This window comes from Microbacterium murale, from assembly GCF_014635185.1.
GTDB classification, from domain to species: Bacteria; Actinomycetota; Actinomycetes; order Actinomycetales; family Microbacteriaceae; genus Microbacterium; species Microbacterium murale.
On record NZ_BMCM01000004.1, the window covers coordinates 237,201 to 260,511 of the forward strand.

Consider the following 23,311-nt stretch of genomic DNA (forward strand, 5'->3'; position numbering starts at 1 on the left):
TCCGGCGATCGGTCGAAGGTCCTACGCCAGTCGAGAGGCGAGGGCGTCGATCTTGTCGGGACGGAAGCCCGACCAGTGGTCCTCATCGGTGACGACGACGGGCGCCTGCATGTAGCCGAGCGCCTTGACCTGCTCGAGCGCCGAGGCGTCTTCGGAGAGGTCGTGGATCTCGTATTCGATGCCCTTGGCATCCAGAGCGCGATACGTCGCGTTGCACTGCACGCACGAAGGCTTGGTGTAGACCGTGATCGACATTTGTTTCCCCTCAGATCTGGATTTTCCGGCAGACCCCCCGCCGGGAGTTCAATACTACATATAGGTACGGACATTGAGGGCGACCACAAGGGCTAGTAGTTACATCCGTGTAGTTTTCCACCGCTCTCCACTGATACAACACAGGTTGTCCACCGTTTCATCCACAGATCGCGAACTCGTTTCGGAGGTCGCGAAGCGCATGATCTCGCGGTTCTCAGGTCGCCTTGGGAGATCCATCCACAGGTCGCACGCTACGCGGGGGTTCGGACATCCGATTTCCTGTGGAGAGAGCTCTTCGGCGTGTCGCGGCGTGTCGTGAACGCGCCCCTGCACAGCACCTCCCGCGACCCGGGTAGCGTTGTGCCGTGGCGGGATATCGGGACCTTCTTCGCACTCCAGGCGTGGGGCGCATGATCGCCGCTCAGCTAACGGCGCGCTTCCCCAGCGGCATGGCATCCTTGGCGATCCTCCTGCACGTCGAACAGCAGACCGGATCGTATGGCTCCGCCGGTCTCGTGCTGGCCGCGACCTCCGTGGGCCAAGCCGTCTCCGGCCCTGTCACGAGCCGTTGGATGGGCGTGTGGGGCATGCGCAGAGTGCTCACTCTGACCGCTGCGGTCTGCACCCTCGCCGTGCTCGCCCTCGGCCTGCTGCCTCTGAACCTCGCCGGCTACATGGCGTTCGGGCTCATCGCCGGCCTGTCGACGCCGCCCATCCAGTCGGCTGTGCGCACCATCTACCCGAAGCTGGTCAACTCGTCCCAGCTGACGCCGTTGTTCTCGCTCGACGCCTCGCTGCAGGAGATCATCTGGATCCTCGCGCCGGTCGTGATCACGCTCGTGTCAACGCAGGTCGGCACGACCGAGGGCCTCATCCTCGTGGCGATCGTCCTGGTGCTCGGGTGCGGGTGGTTCATCCTCAGCCCCGAGGTCGGCCGTGTGCGCATCCCCCGCAGCCGCCGGGCTCTCGGGCGCGTGCTCCTCAAGCCGCCGGTGGCGCTCGCGACAGCGATCGGGTTCCTCGTGATCGGCGCGTGTTCGGCAGTGGAGGTCGGAGTCGTCGCCACCTTCGAGCACGGCAGTCTCCAGGCCGGCGTCGTGCTCGGAATCTTCGCCTGCGGCAGCCTCGTCGGAGGGCTGTCCTTCGGTCACATCCCGATCGGCCCGTGGGCGATGGCGCGACGCCTCATCATCGTCACCGTCGGCCTCGCGCTCACCATGGTCATGCTCAACGCCTACTGGCTGGGCGGCGCGCTCTTCCTCGCCGGGCTCGGTATCGCGCCGGCTCTCGCCGTGCTCTTCGCCATCACCACCGCGAGCGTGAAGTTCAGCGAGACCGCCGAAGCATTCGGCTGGGCCGGCACCGGCCAGCTGATCGGCGCCGCCGCCGGCTCCGCCATCGCCGGTTTCCTCGTCGACGGCACCGGCGGCCCGCAGGGCGCGTACCTGGCCGCCGTCCTGTTCGCTATCGTCGGTGTGATGGTCTCCGTGATCTTCGTGCGGGCTCTGCCCGATCTGCGCGATCGCGATCCCAGTCCCTTCCCTGACACCGAACCAGTGGCGGTCACCCCTTCATGAGCACCCCTTCTCTTCCCGAAACGCGCACGCCAGGCACCGCCCCAGAGGTCGTGTGCATCGGCGAGACGATGGCACTGATCACGCCGACGGATGCTGCGCTCTCCGACGCGCACGAGGCCTCACTCGGCCTCGCCGGCGCGGAATCGAACGTCACCGCTGGGCTCGCCGCGGCAGGGCACCGCGCGGCATGGGCGTCGCGCCTCGGCGATGACCCGCTCGGGGTGCGCATCTCATCCGAGTTGACGCGACGCGGAGTCGAGCTGTGGGTCGAGCTCGACCGGGACGCCCCCACCGGGGTCATGTTCAAGGATCCGGGCGCCGAGGGATCCTCCGTCCACTACTACCGCCGCGGTTCGGCGGCCTCTCGCTTGGCGCCAGGGTACCTGTCCGTCGAACAGCTCACCGGGGTGAAGATCGTCCACACCACCGGCATCACTCCCGCACTCTCCCCTTCCGCCCGCGACATGGTCGACCGACTGTTCCAGGATGCGCGCTCAGCCGGTGCGCTGGTGTCATTCGATGTGAACGACCGTCGCGCGCTGTGGACGATGGAGGATGCCGCGACCACTCTCGCCCGCCTGGCGAACGCCGCCGACATCACGCTGGTCGGCCGCGACGAAGCCGAACGCATCTGGGGCACCTCGACGGCCGAGGAGATCCGCGCCTTCCTGCCGGACTGCGGCCTGCTCGTCGTGAAGGACGGCGATGTGGGCGCCACGGCATTCGACGGCGACGCCGAGCCCGTGTTCGTGCCCGCTCCTGTGGTCGAAGTCGTCGAGCCTGTGGGCGCCGGCGACGCCTTCGCGAGCGGGTTCCTCGCGGCGACGCTCGAGGGCAAGCCGCTCGCAGAGCGCCTGACAGCGGGCCACGTCGCCGCGGAGCGCGTACTCACGATCGCCGCGGACATGCCACCGTTCGACTGATCGCTCGTAGGCTGAGGGCATGCCAGCTCCGGTCCAGCTCCCCCGACTCTCCTGGGGGAATCCCGACGCCCAGCACACCGCCCTGCTCGTGCACGGACTCGGCTCCTCCGGCGCCCTCATGTGGCGGCTGGGCGATGCGCTCGCGAATGCCGGCTGGCATGCCGTCGCGATCGATCTGCGTGGCCACGGCGACGCACCCCGTGCCCTGGACTACACCGTGGGCGCCTATGCGGCGGACCTCGCCGCGCTCTCCCCCACTCGCGGCGGCGCATGGGACGCCGTCATCGGTCACTCGCTCGGCGGTGCGGCGAGCACCGTGGCCGCGGCATCCGATCCTCGCTGGACGCGCAGACTCGTCCTCATCGACCCGGCCATCCTCGTCGATGGCAAAGACGCATCGATCGTGCGTCGCAGTCAGGAGCGCGCGTTCGCCGACAACCGTATCGAGGTCGTGCAGGAAGAGCATCCGCACTGGCATCCGCAGGATCTCGAGTTGAAGATCGACGCAGTGGTGCGGGCGAGCAGATGGGCCGTCGAGCAGACCAGCGCGCAGAACCAGCCGTGGGATGTGCGAGCGGATGCTGCGCGCCTTGCCGCGCCGACGCACATCATCGGCGCCGACCCGGCGGTGTACAGCCTGTTCACCGGCGAGACCGCACAGACGGTACTCGCATCGAACGAGAACATCTCGATGTCGATCGTCTCGGGCGCCGGTCACTCCCCGCACCGCGACAAACCCGATGACATGATCCGCCAGCTGCTGGAGGCACTCGCATGATTTTCGACCTCACCGCGTTCCTGCCCGACGACCTGCTCGACCGCATTCGAGAGCGCGCGCCGATCCATGATCGGGAGAACACCTTCCCGCAGCAGGATCTGGAAGAGCTTCGGGATGCCGGATACCTGAAGATCCTCGTTCCGGCCGAGCGCGGCGGTGCGGGCCTTGGCCTCGAGCAGGCCGCGATCCTGCAGCAGCGGCTCGCCACCGCCTCACCCGCCACTGCCCTCGCGATCAACATGCACCTGGTGTGGACCGGCGTCGCCAAGGTCTTCAGCGACCGCGGCGTGCCCGGCATGGAGTTCGTGCAGGATGGCGCCGCCCGCGGCGAGATCTTCGCATTCGGTATCAGCGAGGGCGGCAACGACCTCGTGCTCTTCGGCAGTGATACGGCCGCGGTCCCGGCGGGCGACGGCGGCTACGCGTTCACCGGCACGAAGATCTTCACCTCGCTCGCTCCGGTGTGGACGAAGCTCGGCCTGCACGGCCTCGACACCACGAGCCCCGATGCACCCAAGCTCGTGTTCGCGTTCATCGACCGCACCGATGCCGTCACCACGAGCGACGACTGGGACACCCTCGGCATGCGCGCGACGCAGAGCCGCACCACCCGATTGAACGGCGCGGTGGCCGCACCCGAGCACGTGGTGCGCCGCATCGACCCCGGCCCAAGCCCCGACCCGATCATCTTCGGCATCTTCAGCGTCTTCGAGCTGCTGCTCGCCTCGGTGTACACGGGCATCGCCCGTCGCGCGCTGGATCTCGCGGTGGAGACCGTGCAGAAGCGGACGTCGAAGAAGACCGGGCTGACGTACAGCCAGGACCCTGACATCCGCTGGCGCGTCGCCGACATGAGCCTCGCGTATGACGCCCTGCCCCCGCAGATCGCCGCGCTCGCGCGCGACGTCGACGAGCAGGCCGACAATGGCGCACGCTGGTTCACGCTGCTGTCCGGCACCAAGCATCGTGCCGTCGTGATGGCGAAGCACGTCGTCGACGAGGCGATCCTCACCGCGGGCGGCGGATCGTACTTCTCGTCCAACGAGCTCTCACGTCTCTATCGCGACGTGCTCGCGGGCATGTTCCACCCCTCTGACCCGGAGTCGGCGCATTCGACCGCGGCGAGCGCATTGCTCGGACCGCTGGAGGGCTGACCCGAGGCCTACTTCCGGTCGAAGTCGAACGCCTTCAGCAACTCGTCGACCGCCTGCTCTCGCTGTTCGCCGCCCTCTTCGAACATGTGGGTCACGTGGGTGCGCAGATGGTTCTCGAGCAGCAGGCGGTTGAGGGACTCCAACGACTTCTGGATCGCGCGGGACTGCGTGATGATGTCCATGCAGTACTCCTCGTTCTCGATCATCCTGGCGACGCCTCGCAGCTGACCTTCGAGGATGCTGGTGCGGTGCAGCGCACGCTTCTTGATGTCTTCGATCACGGTTCGAGGGTACCCCGCTGCCGCGGACGACAGGCTGTGCATGCGAGGATGGCACACATGCCGCGCACCCCGATGGCCCTGCTCTCCCCCGCTGATCAGGAGCGCCTGCGGGCCCTCCGTCGAATGAAGGCGATCGCGATCGGCGCCTTGGTGTTCATGGCGGTGTTGTTCGTCATCGCGTTCTGGCTGGAGAGTCGGCAGCCATGGCTCTCCTATGTGCGCGCGGCCGCCGAGGGCGGCATGGTCGGCGCTCTCGCCGACTGGTTCGCCGTCACCGCGCTGTTCCGCCACCCGCTCGGCCTGCCGATTCCGCACACGGCGATCATCCCCAATCGCAAGGACGAGATCGGCCGCACACTCGGCGAGTTCGTCGAGACGAACTTCCTCGCCGCTGACGTCGTCCGCACGAAGCTCGCCTCGACCGCGATCGCCCGTCGCGCCGGCGAGTGGCTGCAACAGCCACCGCACGCCGAACGCGTCGCCGCGGAGGGCGCGACGATCGCCACGGCCGTGCTGAACGCACTCAGCGACGACGACGTGCGCGATCTCATCACCGATCTCGCCCGCGAGCACCTGGTGCAGCCGGAGTGGGGCCCCCCTGCGGGCGTGTGGCTGGAGAAGATCGTCGACGCGGACGCCCACCACGGTGCCGTCGATCTCGCCGCCGACAGCATCGCGACCTGGCTGGATTCGAACGCGGAGTCCTTCACCGGCCTGGTCTCCCGCCGGCTTCCTTCGTGGGTGCCGAGGCTCGCGCACCGCTTCGTCGACGACACCGTCTATCACGAGGCGGTCAAGTTCGTACATGCTGTTCAGGACGATCCGCGGCATCCGGCGCGACTCGCGATCGACGGCTATCTCGCCCGTCTCGCCGACAACCTGCAGAACGATCCGGCCACCCGCGCGAAGCTCGAGAACGCGAAGGCGTCGCTGTTCGACAGTCCGCGGGTCGGCGCACTCGCCGCCGAGGCGTGGAACACCGCGAAGGCGGGCCTGCTGACGGCGCTGGCCGATCCAGCGAGCGGGCTGCGCGTACGCGCCGCGCGGGCTGTGCAGGAGGTCGGCGAGCGGCTGACGACGGATGCTGCGCTGCAGACCCGCGTGGACACCTGGGTGTCCGAAGCCGCCGTTTTCCTCGTCGATCGCTACCGACACGACATCGCGTCGATCATCACCGACACGGTCGAACGCTGGGATCCGGCCGAGACCACCGAGAAGATCGAACTCATGGTCGGGCGCGACCTGCAGTACATCCGCCTGAACGGCACCGTGGTCGGCGCACTCGCCGGGCTCGCGATCTTCTCGATCGCCCACGCTGTGATCCCGGGAGTCTGAGCACCCCGGTCTCAGCGCGCGGCGAGACCCGCCAGCAGCTCCAGCACGCACAGGGCCGCGAGTCGCACAGTGCGACCATCCGCCGAATCGGACGTGGCATCGACCTCGGCGATGTCGGCGCTGACGACGCGGGGGTCGCCCATGAGGGCGCGCACCAGCGCTCGCAGCTCGTACGCCGCGAGACCTCCCGGCACGCTGGCGGGGCACCCCGGCACGACCGATCGATCTGCCGCATCGACGTCGACGTCGAGATGGATGCGCGCCGCAGCGTCCACCCCCGCGATCTCATGCGCTTCGCTCACGACATCGGCGATGCCACGACGGCGCAGCCCGTCGAGCGTGATGACGCGGATGCCCCAGTCGGCCGCACGGCGCGCATACGCCGGGGAATTCGCGTAGTCGGCGATTCCGATCTGCACGATCCGCGTAGGCTCGATGCGCTCGCTCTCCGGAGCGTCCTCGACCAGGCGGCGCACCGGCGAGCCGTTCGAGACGCCGTCGCGCAGGTCGAAATGCGCATCGATCGTGATGAGCCCGTTCGCACGCGCGCCGCGCGCGACAGGGTAGGTGAGGGAGTTGTCGCCGCCGAGTGCGATGACGAGGTCTGTGACTGCCGACAGCTCCTGCACGCGGTCGACAGTGCTCGCGATTCCGGCCTCGCCGTCCGGCTCGACGATGTCGCCGGCATCCACGATGCGCAGCGCGGCGTCGAGGTCGACGACCGGCGGTCCCATCAGGGTCGCGCTGTACCGCGGCAGGGCCTCGCGGATCGCGGCGGGTGTCGAGTGGGCGCCCGTCGGCGAGAGCGAGGTGCGCCATGTCGGAACACCCAGGATCGCAGCATCGGCCCGCTCTCCCGCCGTGGCCGCCGGCCAGCCGCCGGCCCGCGGCCAGAGATCATCGTGCGTGAGAGCCATGGGATACTCCGTCCTTCCACACTCGAGTGACCAGCGGAACTCCGGGACGATACGACAGGTGCACATGGCTCGGAGCATCGAGCAGCACGAGATCGGCGCGGGCGCCCGGCGCGATCATGCCGATGTCATCGCGGCGCAGCGCGCGTGCTCCCCCGGCGGTCGCCGCCCATAACGCCTCGACCGGCGTCATGCCCATGTCGCGCACGGCGATCGCGATGCAGAACGGCATGGACGAGGTGAAGCTCGAGCCGGGATTGGTGTCGCACGCGAGCGCGACCGTGACGCCGGCGTCGATGAGCCGTCGCGCATCGGGATAGGGCTGGCGGGTCGAGAACTCCACACCGGGCAGCAGCGTCAGCACCGTCTCCGACGCCGCGAGTGCCGCGACATCGTCATCGGTCAGATATGTTCCGTGATCGACGGACGCCGCGTCGAGTTCGACGGCGAGCCGCACTCCCCCGCCCGGGCGCAACTGGCTGGCGTGCACGCGAGGCATGAGCCCCCTGGCGATACCTGCTTCCAGCACCCTGCGGGACTGCTCGACCGTGAAGGCTCCCGTCTCACAGAACACATCGATCCATCGCGAGTACGGCGCGCAGGCATCCAGCATCGGCCCCGTGACGAGATCGACGTACTCATCGGGGCGCTCCGCATACTCCGCCGGAACCACATGCGCACCCAGGAATGTGACCTCGGTGGTGATCTCGGCGGCAAGCCGCACCAGCCGCTCCTCGTCGGCGACCGTCAGACCGTAGCCGCTCTTGATCTCCACCGTGGTCGTGCCCTGGGCGAGCATCTCGTCCATGAATCCGCGCAGGCGCCTGCGCAGTTCTTCGTCGGTCGCCGCGCGCGTGGCCGCAACAGTGGATCGGATGCCGCCCGCGGCATACTTCTGACCGGCCATCCGCGCCTCGAACTCGGCTGCGCGATCACCGGCGAACACGAGATGACTGTGACTGTCCACGAATCCGGGGATCACGGCGCGGCCGACCGCATCGACCACCTCGGCGCCGGGCACCGACGGGGCATCCGCAGCCGCCCCCACCCAGGCGATCCTCCCGTCATCGATCAGCACTGCGGCATCGTCCAGGATGCCGGCGCCGGTGTTCGTCGTCAGTTCGCCGATGTTCGTGATGAGGGTGTTCACAGCATCGGGACCTTCAGTCCGCGCTCCCGGGCGATGTCGCGAGCGTGCTCGTAGCCGGCGTCGACGTGACGCATGACGCCCGTGCCGGGGTCGTTGGTGAGCACCCGCTCGAGCCTCTCGGCGGCAAGCGCCGTGCCGTCTGCGACGCACACCTGACCGGCATGGATGCTGCGCCCGATGCCGACGCCACCGCCATGGTGCAGCGAGACCCAGGACGCACCGGATGCGGTGTTGAGCAGGGCGTTGAGCAACGGCCAGTCCGCGATGGCGTCCGAACCATCCTTCATGGCCTCGGTCTCCCGGTACGGCGAGGCGACCGAGCCCGAGTCGAGATGGTCGCGGCCGATCACGATCGGCGCCTTCAGCTCCCCGGATGCCACCATCTCGTTGAACTTCAGCCCCGCGAGGTGCCGCTCCTGGTAGCCCAGCCAGCAGATGCGCGCCGGCAGCCCCTCGAAGTGCACCTTGTCGCCTGCCTGCTGCAGCCAGCGGTGCAGCGCAGCGTCTTCAGGGAACAGCTCTGCGATCGCACGGTCTGTCTTGTAGATGTCCTCCGGGTCGCCGGACAGCGCCACCCAGCGGAAGGGCCCCCGCCCCTCCTCGAACTGCGGGCGGATGTACGCCGGGACGAAGCCGGGGAACTCGAAGGCCCGCTCGAATCCGCCCAGCTCCGCCTCCCGGCGGATGGAGTTGCCGTAGTCGAAGACCGCGGCGCCGGCATCCTGGAATCCCACCATCGCCGCGACGTGCTGCGCCATCGACGTGCGCGACCGGCGGGTGAACTCCTCCGGATCCCGCTCCGCCTCCGCCTTCCAATGCTCGACGGAGATGCCGATCGGCAGGTAGGCGAGCGGATCGTGCGCGCTGGTCTGATCAGTCACGATGTCGATCGGGACTCCTCGGCGCAGCAGTTCAGGAAAGACCTCGGCCGCGTTGCCGACGACTCCGACGGAAAGCGCCTCGCCGGCGTCCTTGGCGGCGAGGACGCGCGCCACCGCAGCGTCAAGATCGGCGGTGTACTCGTCAAGGTATCCGTGCTCCACGCGTCGGGCAAGGCGCGTCTCGTCCACGTCGACGATGAGCACGACGCCGTCGTTCATGGTGACGGCCAGAGGCTGCGCTCCCCCCATGCCCCCCGCGCCGGCGGTGAGCGTGAGGGTGCCGGCGAGCGATTCGCGCTCGAGCGAGCGCGCCACCGCCGCGAAGGTCTCGTAGGTGCCCTGCAGGATGCCCTGCGTGCCGATGTAGATCCACGACCCGGCGGTCATCTGCCCGTACATGGTGAGCCCCAGGGCCTCGAGCCGACGGAACTCCGGCCACGTCGCCCAGTCGCCGACGAGGTTCGAGTTCGCGATCAGAACGCGCGGCGCCCACTCATGGGTGCGGAAGACACCGACCGGCTTGCCGGACTGCACGAGCAGCGTCTCATCCGGCTCGAGCTCGTCGAGCGTGCGGACGATCGCGTCGTACGCCTCCCACGAGCGCGCAGCCCTGCCGGTGCCCCCGTACACGACGAGATCTTCCGGATGCTCTGCGACCTCTGGGTCGAGGTTGTTCATCAGCATCCGCTTGGCCGCCTCAGCGCCCCAGCTCTTCGCGGTGCGCTCTGCGCCTCTGGCTGCGTGGATCTCAGGCATGTGCGTTCTCCTTGGCTGTCCGGACGACGGCGCCCGATCGGACGAGTTCGGTGACGGCTTCGATCTCGGGCGAGAGGAAGCGATCGGGTCCTGGCCCCTCGGCCACGGTGCGCACGAGGTCTCGCACGGCGCCGGTCGCGGGGCCGGCCGAAAGCGGCGCCCGCAGGTCGAGGGCGCGAGCGCCCGTGAGCACCTCGATCGCAAGCACACGGGTCAGACCGTCGATCGCGCGCCGGAGCTTGCGGGCGGCCGCCCATCCCATCGACACGTGATCCTCCTGCATCGCGGATGACGGGATGGAATCGACGGATGCCGGAACCGCGAGGCGCTTCAGCTCGGAGACGATCCCCGCCGCTGCGTACTGCGCGATCATGAGCCCGGAATCGACCCCGACCTCGTGGGCGAGGAACGGCGGCAGGCCGCGACTGCGCGCCGGGTCGAGCGCGCGATCGGTGCGGCGCTCGGAGACGCTCGCCACATCGGCGGCGCTGATCGCGAGGAAGTCGAGGACGGCGGCGACCGGCGCCCCATGGAAGTTGCCGTTCGATTCGATCCGCCCATCGACCGTGATGACCGGATTGTCGATGACGCTGGCGAGCTCGCGCGAGGCGATGGTCGCGGCGTGCTCCATCGTGTCGCGGGCGGCGCCGTGCACCTGCGGCGAACAGCGCAGCGAGTAGGCGTCCTGCACGCGCCCATCCTCCGGCCCAGCGTGGCTGGCCACAATCGGCGAATCGGCGAGGAACGACCGCAGGTTCGCTGCCGACAGCGCCTGCCCGGTCTGCGGACGCAGCGCCATGAGGTCGGCGGCGAACACCGCATCCGTTCCGAACTGGCTCTCGATCGACATCGCCGCGGCGAGGTCGGCGGTCGTGAGCAGCATCTCGAGGTCGTGCAGCGCGAGCAGCAGCATCCCCAGCATCCCGTCGGTGCCGTTGATGAGGGCGAGACCCTCCTTCTCGACCAGCACGAGAGGGTCGATGCCTGCGGCGGCGAGAGCGTCGGATGCCGGGACAAGGGCACCGGATTCATCACGCACGTCCCCTTCACCGAGAGCTGCGAGCGCGATGTGCGCGAGTGGCGCGAGATCGCCGGAGCATCCCAGTGAGCCGTACTCGCGCACCACCGCGGTGACGCCGGCGTTCAGCATCGCCGCATAGGTCTCCGCCACGACGGGCCTGACACCCGTGCGACCGGACGCAAGCGTCTGCAGACGCAGCAGCTGCAGGGCGCGCACCACCTCCACCTCGACCTCGGCGCCGGTCCCTGCCGCGTGGGAGCGGATGAGGCTCGCCTGCAGCTGGTGGCGGCGCTCTGGTGCGATGAAGGTCGTGGCGAGCGCGCCGAAGCCGGTGGACACTCCGTAGTGAGGATGCGGATCCGCGGCGAGCGCATCGACCACACCGCGCGTCTCGGCGATCCGGTCGAGGGCCCCTTCATCGAGCGAGACACGGGCACCGTGACGGGCGACGGCGACGACGTCTGCGGGTGACAACGGCGCAGCACCGACGAGAACGGGTTCAGTCATGCCTTGATTCCACACCGGGTCGATGGCGCCGGACAGTGGTCCGTGGCATCCTGTGTCTGTGATCCCAGACACAAGGCGAATCGTGCAGGTACCGGCCGCCGACCATACGCTGCGCATCCTGCGTTACATGGCCGGGCGTCCGGCGCCCGTCGCGGCATCCGCGATCGCCCGAGAGCTGCAGCTTCCACGATCGACGATCCACCATCTGCTGAACACGCTCAGCGCGCACGGATTCGTGCTGCACCTGCGTGAGGAGCGTCGCTGGGCACTGGGGACCACGGCATCCGAACTCGCCGGGGGCTTCGCCCGTCAGCAGCCGCTCGCGCGGCTCGGACGCCCTCTGGTCGCGGCCCTCGCCGATCGTCTGGGCGAGAGCACTCATCTGGCGGTGCTGAGCGGCGCCGATGTCGTGTACATCGTCGAGGAGCGTGCGCCGAGGAGACCCGCTCTCGTGACGGACGTCGGTGTGCGCCTGCCCGCCCATCTCACGGCGACCGGTCGGGCGATGCTCGCCGCTCTCCCCCGCGAGCAGGTGCGCGCCCTGTATCCGGACGCCGCGGCGTTCTCGACCCGCGCCGGGGTGCCGATGCGGCCGGCAGGTCTGCGGGAAGAGCTGCGCAGCGTGCGGGCGGCGGGCTTCGCTTCGGAGCACGGCGAGGTGACGGCAGGGATCCGATCGGCCGGAGCAGCAGTGCTCGACGCCTCCGGCTGGCCGCTCGCCGCGGTCGCCGTGACGTGGGCCGATGGGTCGGGCCCTGACGAGACGGATGCCGCCACCGCAGTGCGCGAGACGGCGGCAGAACTCCAGCGCCGACTGCGCTGATCCACCGGACTCAAAGGTGGAGGGAGCCGCCGGGCCACCCGCCCGACGACCCCCTCCACAGGAACCGGTTCCTTCTCCGATCAGCCGTTCGCGCCCTTGCGGGGCTTGAGGAATGTGGCCGGCTCCTGCTTCGCGCGCTTCGCCGCTCGCTTCTCCTTCAGCGATGACTGCGCAGTCTTCTTTCCTGCTTTTGCGTTGGGTGTCTTTCCAGACATCGGGACTCGCTTCCCCTCTCGTTCGGCTGGCGGGTGTAACCCATGACCATAGCCGGTTCCACAGGGAAGTCAAATTACCCGGTGAGAAGGAAAAAACCGAAACCGGATCGCATCCGCCGATCGAGATCGCACTACGCTCGAAGGGTGCTCGATACTCTCACCGGATTCGTGGTCGTGGGACTCGCGATCGCCGTCGGGTACATCGTCGGACGCATCGATCTGCTGGGCGAGCACGCACGCCACGTGCTCGGTCGTCTGACGTTCTTCGTGCTCTCGCCGTTCCTGCTGTTCACCGTGCTGGCGCAGGCCGACGCCAAGGTGCTGTTCTCCTCACTGCTGCCGGTATCGGCCATCGCGGCGGTGCTCGTGATCGCGGTCTACGCGCTGGTCGCCAGACTGATCTGGAAGCGCGACGTCGGCGAGACCGTGATCGGCGCGCTCTCTGCCGGACAGGTCAACTCCAACAACATCGGCATCCCGCTTTCGCTCTACCTCCTGGGCAGCGCCGCCTATCCTGCGCCGGTGATCCTGATGCAGCTGCTGGTCTTCACGCCGGTCTCGCTCACGATCCTCGACGCCGTCACCAGCGGAAGGACCTCGGCATGGCGCACCTTCGTGCGCACGGCGACGAATCCGATCATCTTGGGCTCCGCCCTGGGCACGCTCGTCTCGGTGCTCGACATCGATCTGCCGCCGATCGTGATGGAGCCAGCCGTCCTCCTGGCGAACGCCTGCGTGCCGGTGCTGCTGATCAGCTACGGCATCTCGCTGCACGGTCAGCGGGTTCTCGGCACGTCGGGACACCGCCGCGACGTGCTGCTCGCCAGCGTGCTGAAGCTGCTCGTCATGCCTCTGCTCGCCTGGGTCGTCGCCCAGTTCGTGTTCGGACTGTCCGACCACGAGGTGCTGATCGTCGTCGTGCTCGCGGCGCTGCCGACCGCGCAGAACGTCTTCAACTATTCGCAGCGCTACGACATCGGTGAGTCGATCTCGCGCGACACGGTGTTCATCACGACGATCGGGTGCGTTCCGGTGCTGCTGGCTGCGACGTTGCTGTTGGGTTAGACCTCCCGGGTCAGAACTCTTGGGCTGAGAGCGCGAGCCTGCAAGAGTGTCAGCATGAGCGCACTCCGCATCCTGCATCTCAGTGACACGCACTTCTCCGGCGACGGCGGCCGCCACTACGGCGTGGTCGACACCGCCGAGCACCTGCGCCGCGCGCTCTCGCACGTGGCGCATCTCACGTTCGACCTGGTCGTCGTATCGGGCGATGTGAGTCAGGACGGCTCGGAGGCGTCGTATCGGCAGGTCAAGGATGCTGTCACGCCCTGGGCCTTCGCCCGGGGCGCCCGCGCGGTGTTCGCGATGGGCAATCACGATCAGCGTGACGCCTTTCGCGCCGTGCTGGGTGAAGGACAGCCGGATGCCGTCGAGCTGTCCCTGCCCGGAATCGATCTCGACCGCCCGGTGGCGTCGCTCGTCGAGCGGGACGGCTGGCGGGTCGTGGTGCTCGACAGCTCGGTGCCCGGTGCCGGCTATGGCAGCCTGGAGCCCGAACAGCTGTCATTCCTTCGGGAGGCGATCTCAGAGCCTGCCGCCCACGGAACGGTCGTGGTCGTCCACCACCCGCCGCTGCGCGCGCAGACGGCGCTACTGCAGGCGCTCGCTCTGGACGAGCACGATGCACATGAGCTCCTCGACATCGTCCGCGGCACTGACGTGCGTGTCATCCTCGGCGGTCACTATCACCTGCCTATCACCGAGATCGTCGGGGGTGTGCCTGTGACCGTGGCCCCCGGCGTGACGAACCTCTCGCGTGCGTTCGCCGACCCGGCGGAGGAGTCGGCGATCGACGGCTTCGGCGGGTCGGTCGTGACCATCGACGGCGACCGTGTGCGCGTCGTCCCGTTCGTCGAGCGTCTGACTCCGGACGATGTGGTCTTCCACTACGACGCCGACGTGGTGGCGCAGATCATTCAGGATTCCGGACCGCCGGCTGAGTGACCGGCGCCGCAGCCCCGGACGCAGAACAGGCCCCGCCGAAGCGGAGCCTGTTCTCTACTGTCTCAACACAGTGTGGACCTAAGGGGATTCGAACCCCTGACCTCCTCGATGCGAACGAGGCGCGCTACCAACTGCGCCATAGGCCCGTGAACCTCAGTTAGATTATCACGCTCGACCGGTTGACCGCGCCGCGACGACGCTCAGCCCGCGGCACGTCGTTCGAGAAGCTGCCGCACATGCTGCTCGATCTCCGCGTCGTCCACGAAACCCATCCGCGCGTACGGCGAGGACGCTTCCTTGGCGGCGGGCAGCGACACCGGAGCCGGCGCCGCCATCTCCTCCGCACGCTCACGAAGCGCGGCCACGCGCACGGCACGGCGCAGTGCCTGCTGGGCGTCGATCTCGGCCCTCGCGATCTGGGTGGCCGACCCGGCGACCGCTACCAGCGGTGTCGGCAGGGGCCTCGGCGTCCACGATGCTCGGCCCTGATCGTGCAGCGGCGGAGAGACACGAGCTGCGGCCGTGCTCTCGGTGACGACAGAGACGGGGCGACGAGCCGCACGTCGCGCGACGGATGCCATCTTCTGCAGCATCACCGCGGCCACCGATGAGAGGGCACCGCCGATCCAGGCGAGCAGCTGCGTGCCTCCGGTCAACAACTGCCACACGCCGAGCCCTGCGACGATGAGTCCGGCGATCAGGAGCACCGTCGCGACCACGCGCACCCGTCGACGGGCGCGCGCCTGTCGCACGACCGGATCGGCACGGGTCGCCGCGAGCTCCTCACGGAGCCGCACGAGTTCGACCGACTCCTTCTCCGACTGCAGGCGCTTCGCGAGCTTCTGCTGGGCGTGCGCGGTGCGGGCATTGAGTTCGAGGTGCACTTCGGCCGGCGTCTCACTGGTCTCGGCGAGCACGCGCAGAGCCTGGTTCAGCCGCACCGCGTTGCGTTCGGAGGTGTTGTACTGGTAGCGACCGCGCCACGAGGGCAGCAGGTAGAGCATCCAGAGCAGCACGGCGACGAGGACGATCACGCCCCCACTCAGCACCGGCCCATCCATAGGGTCAACGGTATGCGACCCGGTCGCTCCTGCCCCTCACTCCGGGCGCGTGTCGCGACCGGGCGAGGATGAATCTCAGATCGAGAGCCGGTCCGAAGGCGGAACCATCGCCGCTTCCTGAGGAGCCCGGCCGTTGATCCAGCGGGTGAGCACGCCCTCAGGGGCATCCTCGCGCGTGAGCGCGAAGGCGTAGTGGTCGCGCCAGTCGCCGTCGATGTGGATGTAGCGACGCCGCAGTCCCTCGTAGCGGAACCCGAGCTTCTGAACCACGCGCAGACTCGCCTCGTTCTCGGGGCGGATGCAGACCTCCATCCGGTGCAGGCCGAACTCTCGGAACGACGCATCGGTGGCGAGCGCCACAGCCGTCGGGGTGATGCCCTTGCCCGCGAACCGCTCGCTGACCCAGTAGCCGATCGTCGCCGAGCACAGCGACCCTCGTGCGACGCCCCAGATGTTCAACTGGCCCGCGATCTCTCCGTCGTGCTCCATGACGAACGGGTATCCCCCGCCGTCACGGTACTGCTGGAGCAGACGACGGATGCTGAGGCGCATGTCGAACGACGCCGACCCGTTCGGGATCGTCGCCTCCCAGCGCTGCAGCCACGAACGATTGTTCAGCAGCTCGTGCTGCAGCACGCGGGCATCGCGAGGGCGGACGAGCCTCAGCTCGACCGGACCGTGACGGTGCCCCGGCAGCAGATCCATGCGCATCCCCGCCCTCGAAACGCCTAGAGGCGCTCGCTGAATTCCTTCAACCACGGCCGCAGTTCGGCGCCGAGGTCGTCTCGGTCGGTCGCGAGCTGCACGATCGCCTTGATGTAGTCGACGCGATCACCGGTGTCGTAGCGCCGTCCACGGAAGACGACTCCGATCACACCGGGGCCGTCCGAATCCGCGGCGAGCTCCTGCAGCGCGTCGGTGAGCTGGATCTCTCCGCCCTTGCCCGGCTCGGTGCGCTCCAGGATCGGGAACACAGCGGCCGGCAGGATGTAGCGGCCGATGATGGCGAGGTTGGAGGGGGCATCTTCCGGAGCAGGCTTCTCGACGAGCCCGGTGACGCGCACGATGTCGGTCTCGTCGGTCTGCTCGACGGCTGCGGCGCCGTAGAGGTGGATGCTCGACGGGTCGACCTCCATCAGCGCGACGACGGTCGCGCCGGTGCGCTCGTTGATGTCGATCATGGTGGTCAGCAGCTCATCGCGCTCGTCGATGAGATCGTCGCCGAGCAGCACAGCGAACGAGCTGTCGCCGACGTGCGCCTTCGCGCGCAGAACCGCGTGCCCGAGCCCCTTGGGCTCGCCCTGGCGCAGATAGTGGATGTCGGCGAGGTCGCTCGACTTCATGACGCGCTCGAGGCGGGCCATGTCACCCTTCTCGGTGAGCTTCACCTCGAGCTCCGGCACGGAGTCGAAGTGATTGGAGATCATGTTCTTGTTACGGCCGATGATCACGAGGATGTCATCGATACCGGCGGCAGCGGCCTCTTCGACCACGTACTGGATCGCCGGCTTGTCCACCACCGGAAGCATTTCCTTCGGCATCGCCTTGGTCGCGGGCAGGAACCGCGTGCCGAGGCCAGCTGCCGGAATGACTGCCTTCATTTTCTGGTGTCCCATCAGGCCAGCTTAGCGGTGGCTCCTCACTCACCGACACGTAGACTCGAGACATGTCCACCGATGTCGAGCAGGAGAAGCGCGCCCTGCGCGCCGAGCTGCGCGAGCGGCGGCAACTGCTCTCAGACGCGCAGCGCGAGACCGCAGCATCCGGCATCCATGAACAGCTCGACGCGCTGATCGAGGCGCATTCCGCCGAATCGATCTCCTGCTTCCTGTCGGCCACGACAGAACCCGGTACTCGGGAGTTCGTCGCCGCAGCCGTGCAGCGCGGCATCCGCGTCCTCCTGCCGGTCACGCGCGCCGACGGCCTGCTGGACTGGGCGGTCGCCGACGACTCCGACGAAATCTCCGAAGGGCTCTTCGGACTACCCGAGCCGACCGGCGAGGTTCTCGGCCCCATCGCCGTGAACGACGTCGATCTCATGATCATCCCCGCCGCTGCCGTCGATTCCACCGGCATGCGGCTCGGCTGGGGCCGCGGTTACTTCGACAAGACCATCGGATCCATGGAGAAATGCCCTCCTGTGTACGCCGTGATCTATGATTCCGAGGTACTCGAATCCCTCCCGCGGGAGGTGCACGACCAGCCCGTCACCGGCATCGTGACCCCCACCCGCACACTCACCCTGTCGCCATCGCGACCCTGATCCACCCGAGACGATATGCCCACCTATGCCTATGCCTGCACATCGTGCGGCCACAAGTTCGACGCCGTCCAGAGCTTCTCGGACGACGCGCTCGCGATCTGCCCCGAATGCGGCGGAGCGCTGCGCAAGCAGTACGGATCGATCGGCGTGACGTTCAACGGCTCCGGCTTCTATCGCACCGACTCCCGGAGTGGCGGTGGCGAGAAGACGAATTCTTCGTCATCATCGAAGTCGGAGACGTCGACGAGTTCCACCCCGGCGCCCGCGGCGGCTCCAGCCTCGACCTGAGGTCTGCATCGACAGATGGGGGTTCCCGTGTTCCAGGGATTCAAAGAGTTCATCACCAAGGGCAATGTCATCGACCTTGCTGTCGCCGTCGTCATCGGCGGTGCGTTCACCGCCATCGTGACGGCCGTGGTGGACAGCATCATCACACCGCTCGTCGCACTGTTCTACCAGCCGGACGAATCGGGCAACATCGGACCGACGCTCACAGGCATCTACGGACAGTCGGTCACGTTCCCTCTGGGCAACCTGATCACGGCCATCATCAGCTTCCTCGCCGTCGCGCTCGTCGTGTACTTCGTCTTCGTCGTGCCGATGAACAAGTACAAGGAGCGTCAGGCGGCACGCAACCCCGCCGTCGAAGAGGAGACCCTGCCGACCGAGCAGGAGCTGCTCATCGAGATCCGCGATGCGCTCCGCAAGGATGCCGTGAGCTGACGCGATTCGCTCATCGAGGCCCTCATCTCCGTCGGGAGGTGGGGGCCTTCGCTGTTGTCCGTCAGCGGTGCGCGGCCGTCAGTAGTGCGGGGGGACGTCGTCCCGCAGGCGCGCGTCGTTGGGTCCGCGGTCGTCCACGGTCCGCTTCTCGCGGGCGGGATTCGTCACGACGTCCGGCGACGGGTCAGTGTCCGGGGCCGGAGTGAGTCGGGCGCGCCGACTGCCGGGCACCCGCACGATGCGCTGACGGGCGGGTTCGGGCGACTTCTCGTCAGGCATCGCCGGGAAGGTCGATCGGCTGCGTGTCGGTGTCGGAGCGCACGGCATCCTCGGCGATGCCGAGCACCGCCGCGATACGCGACGCCGCCGTCACAGGGTCGCTGTAGAGGTCGAACGCATGCACGCGCACGTAGTGCCATCCGAGCCGGCGCAGCACATGCGGGCGGAGGCGCAGCGTCTCGCGCAGCGACTCTCCGCGCGACTCGGGATCGGACTCGATGACGACGGCCTTGCCACCGTGCTGCGCGACCAGTGGCAGCAGACCGCGGTAGTCGACGTCGACCGAGGCACCGAGCCTGCGCAGTTCACGCGCGAGCGCCAGGGTGAGAGGGTCGGCGAGATCCTCGAGACGCGAATCGCGCCCTCGTGCGGCAAGGCCGCCGAGGATCGACATGAGCGTGGATGCGCCGTGCTCCAGGCGTCCGTCGTCGAACGATGAGGGTCGGATCGACGATACGAGCACCATCGACCGGCGAGCCCTGGTCATTCCGACGGTCAGCAGCCGCTCGCCGTCGGGTGTGGACAGATCGCCGAAGTCGCTGAGCACGCGGCCGTGCTTGGTCAGGCCGTAGCCGAGCGAGAAGATGACGCGGTCGCGGCTCTCCGCCACCGACTCCTCGAGGGTGAGGACGGCGAACGGCTCCGCCGTGTCACGACCGACGAAGTCGGCGACATCCGACCGCCCGGCGAACGCGCTCGTCACCGCCGCGCGGACGCGCTCGGAATGACGGGCACTCGCGGTGATGACCATGAGCGACTCGGACGGGCGATGCACGGCGTGCTCGACCACGAGCGTGACCACGCGGGCCACCTCGGCGTCGGGGCTCTCGACAGCGCCGGAGACCGGATCGGGCGCGCCGACACCGCCCTCGACGTAGTCGACGGTGAGGCTGCCGCGTCCGAGGTAGGAGCCGGCCCAGGGCAGCGAGATGATCTCGCCGCCGTAAAAGGCGTCATTGATGAGTTCCGCCAGGTCTTCTCCCCCGGCGCGATAGCTGCGGGTGAGCGTCATCACGGGGAGGAGCTCGGCAAGGCGCTCGAACACCGAGACGTCGTCGAACGACACCTCGGCCTCCCATTCGCGATCGGCGTCGACGGCGACCTCGAACGGGGTCGGGCGCTGCGTGACCGGGTCTCCGAATGCGATGACCTGGCGCGCCCTGCGGATCGCGGGCGCGGCCTCGGCGAGGTTGATGGCCGCAGCATCCACCAGCATCACGGCGTCGAACTCGACCGAGTCGGGGATCTCCGGCACCTGATACGGCGACGATATCCACGCGGGTGCGAGCACGTTCATGAGCGTCGGCGCGGCGCTGATGATCTCGGCGGTCGAGGGCACACCCTGGGTGAGCGCGCGCCGCAGGTGCTGGGATTCGGTCGGTTCGTCGACGATCGCGATGCGCCACTGATTCGCCAGCTGCCACGCCAGAAGCGGACCGGCCATCGATGCGTGCGCCTCATCGACGAGGCGGAAGTCGCGCTCCAGCCGGTCGACCACCGCGGTGTTGGCGCCGAGCAGGGCACGGTCGTCCTGCAGCGCACGCTCGAGCAGGGACTGCCACCAGGCGAACTCCAGCTCCTCCGCGACCTGGTCCTCGGCGACGTGACGCACGGAGAGCTCCGCGAGCAGCGGCTCGAGCCCCAGCGTCGCGAGAGTGTCACGGATCGTCGCGCGCTCGACCAGGTTGTCGAACACATCCGAGCGCGCTGCGAGACCGGCGAGGGTGCGCACGAGCCGCTCGACCGGAAGCGTCGCCAGCGGCTCGCGCCGCCCGAGGGCGACATCGAGCTCGGCGAGCTCAGCGCTCACCCGCTGCCAGGATCCGTACACGTCGGAGAGGCCGAGCGGGATCTCCGGAGCGACACCCGCGTCGACGAAACGCTGCCACTGCGTGCGCTGCTGCTGGATGCGCAGCAGCGCCTCGTGCATCTCGGTGATGTGCACGCCTGGACGCACGTACTCCTTGGCGAGGCGGCGCAGTCGACGTCGGTTCGCGCCCGACATGCCCGGCGAGTCGCGACGTGAGCCGTGAGCCTGGATGAGTTCGCCAAGTGGGCGTTCGAACACGGTCGGGCTGAAGCGATCGAGCGAGTCGCGGATGCCCTCGATCAGCCGCAGGTACTCCCCCAGCTCGTCGATCGTCGCGAACGGGCGCATGCGCGTCTGGGAGATGAGCTCGTAGCCGCGCTCGAGCAGGGCGGGAACGCTCGAGGCGTGCAGCCTGCCGGCGAGTTCGTGCGCGGAGCGCGCAGCCTCGGTACTGGTGAAGCTCACCCCGTACCAGGGCGAGTCGTTCGGACCGAAGCGGAACTCACCGAGGCGCGCCGCCTGCACGAGGGCTGCAGCCGCCGCGGTGCGGTCTCCGGCGAGGCGACGCAGCGTCTCAGTGCTCAGTCGCGCCGTCGTCGAAGGCGGTGTCGGCAGCGAAGCGAGCCTGGCGAGGTGGCGTGTGGCATCCAGCACCGACACGTCGAATCCGGCCACTGGGGCCGTGAGCGCCTTGCGGTAGTCGCGCAGCACGGTGCGCAGGCGCACCAGAGCATCGTCGACGTCGCTGACCTTGGGGGCGGTCGCCTTCTCGTTGCGCCCGATCGCACGGACCAGATCGCGTCGGATGCTCGCCGGCGACACGGCGAGACTGTCCAGCGCGATGCCCGCGAGCCTGTGACGCACCCCGTCGAGCGTCGAGCGTCGAGCGGATACGACGAGAACGCGCTTGCCTGCGCGCACCAGTTCACCGAGTGCGTTGATGACGGTCTGCGTTCCGCCGGTTCCCGGAAGCGTGGCGACCACGAGTGAGTGCCCGGCGGTGATGCGGGCGAGCACGGATTCCTGTTCGGCGTCGGCATCGAGCAGGAGGGTGTCCGAGGCAGGTGCGCGATCGTCCGCACTCGTGATGTGCGGTTGGGGGCGGGCCGCCGTGACCTGCTCACGGTCGGCGACGTGGCCGGCGAGCGCGTTGAGGAGCGTGTGGTCGAGGGTTCTGCCGTCGCGGGTCATCGCGGCGCCGACGTCGGCGAATGTCGACACGACCAGGCGCGGCAGGACGGTGAAGGTGTCGATGGACTGGGTCGCCGCGCGCAACCGGTCGATCACCGGCTGCGGCTTGAAGATGCCGCTGTCGTACGCGAGGGATGCCAGCGCATCGGCATCGATCGTGATGCCGAAGTGCTCGCGGGTGACGCGCACGAGCTCGGGGTTCACGATGAAGGCGCCCTGCAGCTTCAACTCGAAGTCGGTGTGGTGCCGACGGATGGCGAGCGGGCGCAGCAGAACGGGGGCGGCGAAGTCCGCCCCGCCGATGCGCCACCCGGCGAGTCCGACGGCAAGATGCACGGCCTCGATGCCGCGCACTGTGCGCAGTTCGGTGTGCTTCGCCGTGATGCGCTCTGCGGCGAGACGTGCGGTGCGCAGTCCCACCTCGTCACGGAACAGGTTCGAGAGCAGAGTGGATTTGCCGGTGATGAACTGCGGCAGGCTCCCTGGGTGAGCTCGGGAGATGTCGATGCCGCCCTCAACCGTGTCGCGGTAGGTGACCAGCGGCGATGGCCCACCGAGATCGGCGGCCTCGGCACGGAGTCTGGTGCGTTCGGCGTCGGCGATGTGTGCGACCGCGATTGCCGTCTGGTCGCCCTGCTGGTCGCCGAGAGTCATCGCGGCTTCCGCTGCCGCATCCGCGGCCTTCTCTTCACGTCGCCACACACAGGACAGACTAGGCTCCGAGCCTGCGCACTCCCGGTATCCCGGGCGGGTTTCACCGGATTGACCCACTTTTCCTGCACATCCGGGTCTGAATCGGCGCTTCTCCCCCACCAGCGGTATCGAACGCACGGACGTCAGCCGCGCACGTCAGGATGGGGTCATGACCTTCCGCTACGACTTCGCCCCCACTCCGTTCGGCGACGCACTCGTGGTCTTCTCCGACGAGGGGATCGTGCGCTTCGACCTTTCCGAGTCCTCCGATCCCACCGTTCCCTGGCTTCTGGAAGGCATCTCATCCAGACTCCAGGAGGTGCCGGTGCCCGACCCGGGCGCGGCCGATGAACTCGCGCATCTGCTCGACGACTACTTCGCAGGCGACCCCGTGCGCTTCGACGAGCACGTACGGCTCGACTGGCGCCTGATCGACGGATTCCATCGCACGGCGCTGCAGACGATCACATCGATCGAGTGGGGTCAGACGATGAGCTACGGCGAGGTCGCCGTGGTCGCAGGAAGCCCCGGCGCGGCGCGCGCGGTCGGCACCGCGTGCCGGCTGACGCCGTTCTCGATCATCGTGCCGGTGCACCGCGTCGTGCGCTCCGACGGCAGTCCGGGTCAGTACGGCGCTCATCCGGAGCACAAACGCTATCTGCTCGACCTGGAGCGATAGACGACAGGAACCCCCGAGGTGTGGGCCTTCGGGGGTTC

General features: G+C 68.3%; 24 protein-coding genes and 1 tRNA gene. 12 read left to right on the forward strand and 13 right to left on the reverse strand.

Annotated elements, in window-relative coordinates:
• Positions 1-21: 21 nt before the first annotated feature.
• Complete coding sequence (nrdH, locus tag IEV67_RS13455; protein ID WP_033106720.1) at positions 22-255, reverse strand: glutaredoxin-like protein NrdH; 234 nt, start codon at positions 253-255, stop codon at positions 22-24.
• A 365-nt stretch (positions 256-620) separates the two neighbouring features.
• Between nrdH and IEV67_RS13460 the strand changes: the two genes are divergently transcribed.
• From IEV67_RS13460 to IEV67_RS13475, 4 genes are read left to right on the forward strand one after another with little or no spacing between them, the layout of a single operon-like run.
• Positions 621-1,832: an MFS transporter gene (locus tag IEV67_RS13460; RefSeq protein ID WP_188437085.1), complete on the forward strand. Its 1,212-nt coding sequence runs from the start codon at positions 621-623 to the stop codon at positions 1,830-1,832.
• The gene (locus tag IEV67_RS13465; protein ID WP_188437086.1) at positions 1,829-2,755 is read left to right on the forward strand and encodes a sugar kinase; all 927 of its coding nucleotides are present in this window, start codon (positions 1,829-1,831) and stop codon (positions 2,753-2,755) included. The genes IEV67_RS13460 and IEV67_RS13465 overlap by 4 nt, the downstream gene beginning before the upstream one ends.
• A 19-nt stretch (positions 2,756-2,774) precedes the next feature.
• On the forward strand, positions 2,775-3,533 hold the full coding sequence (locus tag IEV67_RS13470) for an alpha/beta fold hydrolase (RefSeq protein WP_188437087.1): 759 nt from the start codon (positions 2,775-2,777) through the stop codon (positions 3,531-3,533).
• On the forward strand, positions 3,530-4,687 hold the full coding sequence (locus IEV67_RS13475; RefSeq protein ID WP_188437088.1) for an acyl-CoA dehydrogenase family protein: 1,158 nt from the start codon (positions 3,530-3,532) through the stop codon (positions 4,685-4,687). The genes IEV67_RS13470 and IEV67_RS13475 overlap by 4 nt, the downstream gene beginning before the upstream one ends.
• Before the next feature lie 8 nt (positions 4,688-4,695).
• On the opposite strand, the gene IEV67_RS13480 is transcribed toward IEV67_RS13475, so the two are convergent.
• A complete protein-coding gene (locus IEV67_RS13480; protein WP_188437089.1) occupies positions 4,696-4,968 on the reverse strand; it encodes a metal-sensitive transcriptional regulator in 273 nt (90 codons plus the stop codon).
• 57 nt (positions 4,969-5,025) lie between these two features.
• Here IEV67_RS13480 and IEV67_RS13485 point away from each other — a divergent pair, with 57 nt between their 5' ends.
• Complete coding sequence (locus IEV67_RS13485; protein ID WP_188437090.1) at positions 5,026-6,303, forward strand: DUF445 domain-containing protein; 1,278 nt, start codon at positions 5,026-5,028, stop codon at positions 6,301-6,303.
• Between the two features lie 11 nt (positions 6,304-6,314).
• Here the strand turns inward: IEV67_RS13485 and IEV67_RS13490 are convergent, their stop codons facing one another.
• From IEV67_RS13490 to hutH, 4 genes are read right to left on the reverse strand one after another with little or no spacing between them, the layout of a single operon-like run.
• Positions 6,315-7,220 carry an arginase family protein gene (locus tag IEV67_RS13490; protein ID WP_188437091.1) on the reverse strand — a complete coding sequence of 302 codons (906 nt, stop codon included), beginning with the start codon at positions 7,218-7,220 and terminating at the stop codon, positions 6,315-6,317.
• A complete protein-coding gene (gene hutI / locus IEV67_RS13495) occupies positions 7,201-8,367 on the reverse strand; it encodes an imidazolonepropionase (RefSeq protein ID WP_188437092.1) in 1,167 nt (388 codons plus the stop codon). Before hutI ends, IEV67_RS13490 begins: the two co-directional genes overlap by 20 nt.
• A complete protein-coding gene (gene hutU, locus IEV67_RS13500) occupies positions 8,364-10,004 on the reverse strand; it encodes a urocanate hydratase (protein WP_188437093.1) in 1,641 nt (546 codons plus the stop codon). Before hutU ends, hutI begins: the two co-directional genes overlap by 4 nt.
• Positions 9,997-11,532 (reverse strand): histidine ammonia-lyase, encoded by a 1,536-nt coding sequence (gene hutH / locus IEV67_RS13505; RefSeq protein ID WP_188437094.1) that lies wholly within the window; start codon positions 11,530-11,532, stop codon positions 9,997-9,999. Before hutH ends, hutU begins: the two co-directional genes overlap by 8 nt.
• Positions 11,533-11,611: 79 nt before the next feature.
• Between hutH and IEV67_RS13510 the strand changes: the two genes are divergently transcribed.
• Positions 11,612-12,355, forward strand: a complete 744-nt coding sequence (locus tag IEV67_RS13510; RefSeq protein ID WP_268238592.1) for an IclR family transcriptional regulator — start codon at positions 11,612-11,614, stop codon at positions 12,353-12,355.
• Between the two features lie 80 nt (positions 12,356-12,435).
• Here IEV67_RS13510 and IEV67_RS19100 read toward each other — a convergent pair whose 3' ends face one another.
• Positions 12,436-12,570: a hypothetical protein gene (locus tag IEV67_RS19100; RefSeq protein WP_268238591.1), complete on the reverse strand. Its 135-nt coding sequence runs from the start codon at positions 12,568-12,570 to the stop codon at positions 12,436-12,438.
• 144 nt (positions 12,571-12,714) lie between these two features.
• Between IEV67_RS19100 and IEV67_RS13515 the strand changes: the two genes are divergently transcribed.
• On the forward strand, positions 12,715-13,635 hold the full coding sequence (locus IEV67_RS13515) for an AEC family transporter (RefSeq protein WP_188437096.1): 921 nt from the start codon (positions 12,715-12,717) through the stop codon (positions 13,633-13,635).
• Positions 13,636-13,689: 54 nt separating this feature from the next.
• The gene (locus IEV67_RS13520) at positions 13,690-14,574 is read left to right on the forward strand and encodes a metallophosphoesterase (protein WP_188437097.1); all 885 of its coding nucleotides are present in this window, start codon (positions 13,690-13,692) and stop codon (positions 14,572-14,574) included.
• Between the two features lie 73 nt (positions 14,575-14,647).
• On the opposite strand, the gene IEV67_RS13525 is transcribed toward IEV67_RS13520, so the two are convergent.
• The 4 genes from IEV67_RS13525 to galU form a co-directional block, all read right to left on the reverse strand.
• Positions 14,648-14,720, reverse strand: a tRNA-Ala gene (locus IEV67_RS13525).
• Positions 14,721-14,774: 54 nt separating this feature from the next.
• Entirely contained in the window at positions 14,775-15,635 is an 861-nt protein-coding gene (locus IEV67_RS13530; protein ID WP_188437098.1) for a hypothetical protein, read from the reverse strand.
• Positions 15,636-15,710: 75 nt separating this feature from the next.
• On the reverse strand, positions 15,711-16,340 hold the full coding sequence (locus IEV67_RS13535) for a GNAT family N-acetyltransferase (protein WP_188437099.1): 630 nt from the start codon (positions 16,338-16,340) through the stop codon (positions 15,711-15,713).
• A 23-nt stretch (positions 16,341-16,363) separates the two neighbouring features.
• Entirely contained in the window at positions 16,364-17,251 is an 888-nt protein-coding gene (gene galU, locus IEV67_RS13540; protein ID WP_188437100.1) for a UTP--glucose-1-phosphate uridylyltransferase GalU, read from the reverse strand.
• A 50-nt stretch (positions 17,252-17,301) separates the two neighbouring features.
• Between galU and IEV67_RS13545 the strand changes: the two genes are divergently transcribed.
• The 3 genes from IEV67_RS13545 to mscL are packed head-to-tail and all read left to right on the forward strand — an operon-like array spanning position 17,302 to position 18,621.
• Positions 17,302-17,898: a 5-formyltetrahydrofolate cyclo-ligase gene (locus tag IEV67_RS13545; protein WP_188437101.1), complete on the forward strand. Its 597-nt coding sequence runs from the start codon at positions 17,302-17,304 to the stop codon at positions 17,896-17,898.
• Between the two features lie 15 nt (positions 17,899-17,913).
• Positions 17,914-18,186 carry an FmdB family zinc ribbon protein gene (locus tag IEV67_RS13550; protein WP_188437102.1) on the forward strand — a complete coding sequence of 91 codons (273 nt, stop codon included), beginning with the start codon at positions 17,914-17,916 and terminating at the stop codon, positions 18,184-18,186.
• A gap of 27 nt (positions 18,187-18,213) precedes the next feature.
• Positions 18,214-18,621: a large conductance mechanosensitive channel protein MscL gene (gene mscL / locus IEV67_RS13555; RefSeq protein ID WP_188437259.1), complete on the forward strand. Its 408-nt coding sequence runs from the start codon at positions 18,214-18,216 to the stop codon at positions 18,619-18,621.
• Positions 18,622-18,699: 78 nt separating this feature from the next.
• On the opposite strand, the gene IEV67_RS13560 is transcribed toward mscL, so the two are convergent.
• Together IEV67_RS13560 and IEV67_RS13565 are read right to left on the reverse strand one after the other, a co-directional pair.
• Entirely contained in the window at positions 18,700-18,900 is a 201-nt protein-coding gene (locus tag IEV67_RS13560; RefSeq protein ID WP_188437103.1) for a hypothetical protein, read from the reverse strand.
• Positions 18,893-22,555 (reverse strand): AAA family ATPase, encoded by a 3,663-nt coding sequence (locus tag IEV67_RS13565; protein WP_188437260.1) that lies wholly within the window; start codon positions 22,553-22,555, stop codon positions 18,893-18,895. Before IEV67_RS13565 ends, IEV67_RS13560 begins: the two co-directional genes overlap by 8 nt.
• 208 nt (positions 22,556-22,763) lie before the next feature.
• Here IEV67_RS13565 and IEV67_RS13570 point away from each other — a divergent pair, with 208 nt between their 5' ends.
• Positions 22,764-23,273, forward strand: a complete 510-nt coding sequence (locus tag IEV67_RS13570; RefSeq protein ID WP_188437104.1) for a methylated-DNA--[protein]-cysteine S-methyltransferase — start codon at positions 22,764-22,766, stop codon at positions 23,271-23,273.
• Positions 23,274-23,311 lie beyond the last annotated feature (38 nt).

Bases quoted from the DNA above. Each gene is read 5' to 3' on its own strand.
- hutU (WP_188437093.1), bottom strand. From the start codon at position 10,004: ATGCCTGAGATCCACGCAGCCAGAGGCGCAGAGCGCACCGCGAAGAGC.
- hutH (WP_188437094.1), bottom strand. From the start codon at position 11,532: ATGACTGAACCCGTTCTCGTCGGTGCTGCGCCGTTGTCACCCGCAGAC.
- galU (WP_188437100.1), bottom strand. From the start codon at position 17,251: ATGGGACACCAGAAAATGAAGGCAGTCATTCCGGCAGCTGGCCTCGGC.
- nrdH (WP_033106720.1), bottom strand. From the start codon at position 255: ATGTCGATCACGGTCTACACCAAGCCTTCGTGCGTGCAGTGCAACGCG.
- IEV67_RS13565 (WP_188437260.1), bottom strand. From the start codon at position 22,555: ATGACTCTCGGCGACCAGCAGGGCGACCAGACGGCAATCGCGGTCGCA.
- IEV67_RS13475 (WP_188437088.1), top strand. From the start codon at position 3,530: ATGATTTTCGACCTCACCGCGTTCCTGCCCGACGACCTGCTCGACCGC.
- IEV67_RS13485 (WP_188437090.1), top strand. From the start codon at position 5,026: ATGCCGCGCACCCCGATGGCCCTGCTCTCCCCCGCTGATCAGGAGCGC.
- IEV67_RS13490 (WP_188437091.1), bottom strand. From the start codon at position 7,220: ATGGCTCTCACGCACGATGATCTCTGGCCGCGGGCCGGCGGCTGGCCG.
- IEV67_RS13535 (WP_188437099.1), bottom strand. From the start codon at position 16,340: ATGGATCTGCTGCCGGGGCACCGTCACGGTCCGGTCGAGCTGAGGCTC.
- IEV67_RS13550 (WP_188437102.1), top strand. From the start codon at position 17,914: ATGCCCACCTATGCCTATGCCTGCACATCGTGCGGCCACAAGTTCGAC.
- IEV67_RS13465 (WP_188437086.1), top strand. From the start codon at position 1,829: ATGAGCACCCCTTCTCTTCCCGAAACGCGCACGCCAGGCACCGCCCCA.
- IEV67_RS19100 (WP_268238591.1), bottom strand. From the start codon at position 12,570: ATGTCTGGAAAGACACCCAACGCAAAAGCAGGAAAGAAGACTGCGCAG.
- IEV67_RS13520 (WP_188437097.1), top strand. From the start codon at position 13,690: ATGAGCGCACTCCGCATCCTGCATCTCAGTGACACGCACTTCTCCGGC.
- IEV67_RS13545 (WP_188437101.1), top strand. From the start codon at position 17,302: ATGTCCACCGATGTCGAGCAGGAGAAGCGCGCCCTGCGCGCCGAGCTG.
- IEV67_RS13470 (WP_188437087.1), top strand. From the start codon at position 2,775: ATGCCAGCTCCGGTCCAGCTCCCCCGACTCTCCTGGGGGAATCCCGAC.
- IEV67_RS13570 (WP_188437104.1), top strand. From the start codon at position 22,764: ATGACCTTCCGCTACGACTTCGCCCCCACTCCGTTCGGCGACGCACTC.
- IEV67_RS13560 (WP_188437103.1), bottom strand. From the start codon at position 18,900: ATGCCTGACGAGAAGTCGCCCGAACCCGCCCGTCAGCGCATCGTGCGG.
- IEV67_RS13530 (WP_188437098.1), bottom strand. From the start codon at position 15,635: ATGGATGGGCCGGTGCTGAGTGGGGGCGTGATCGTCCTCGTCGCCGTG.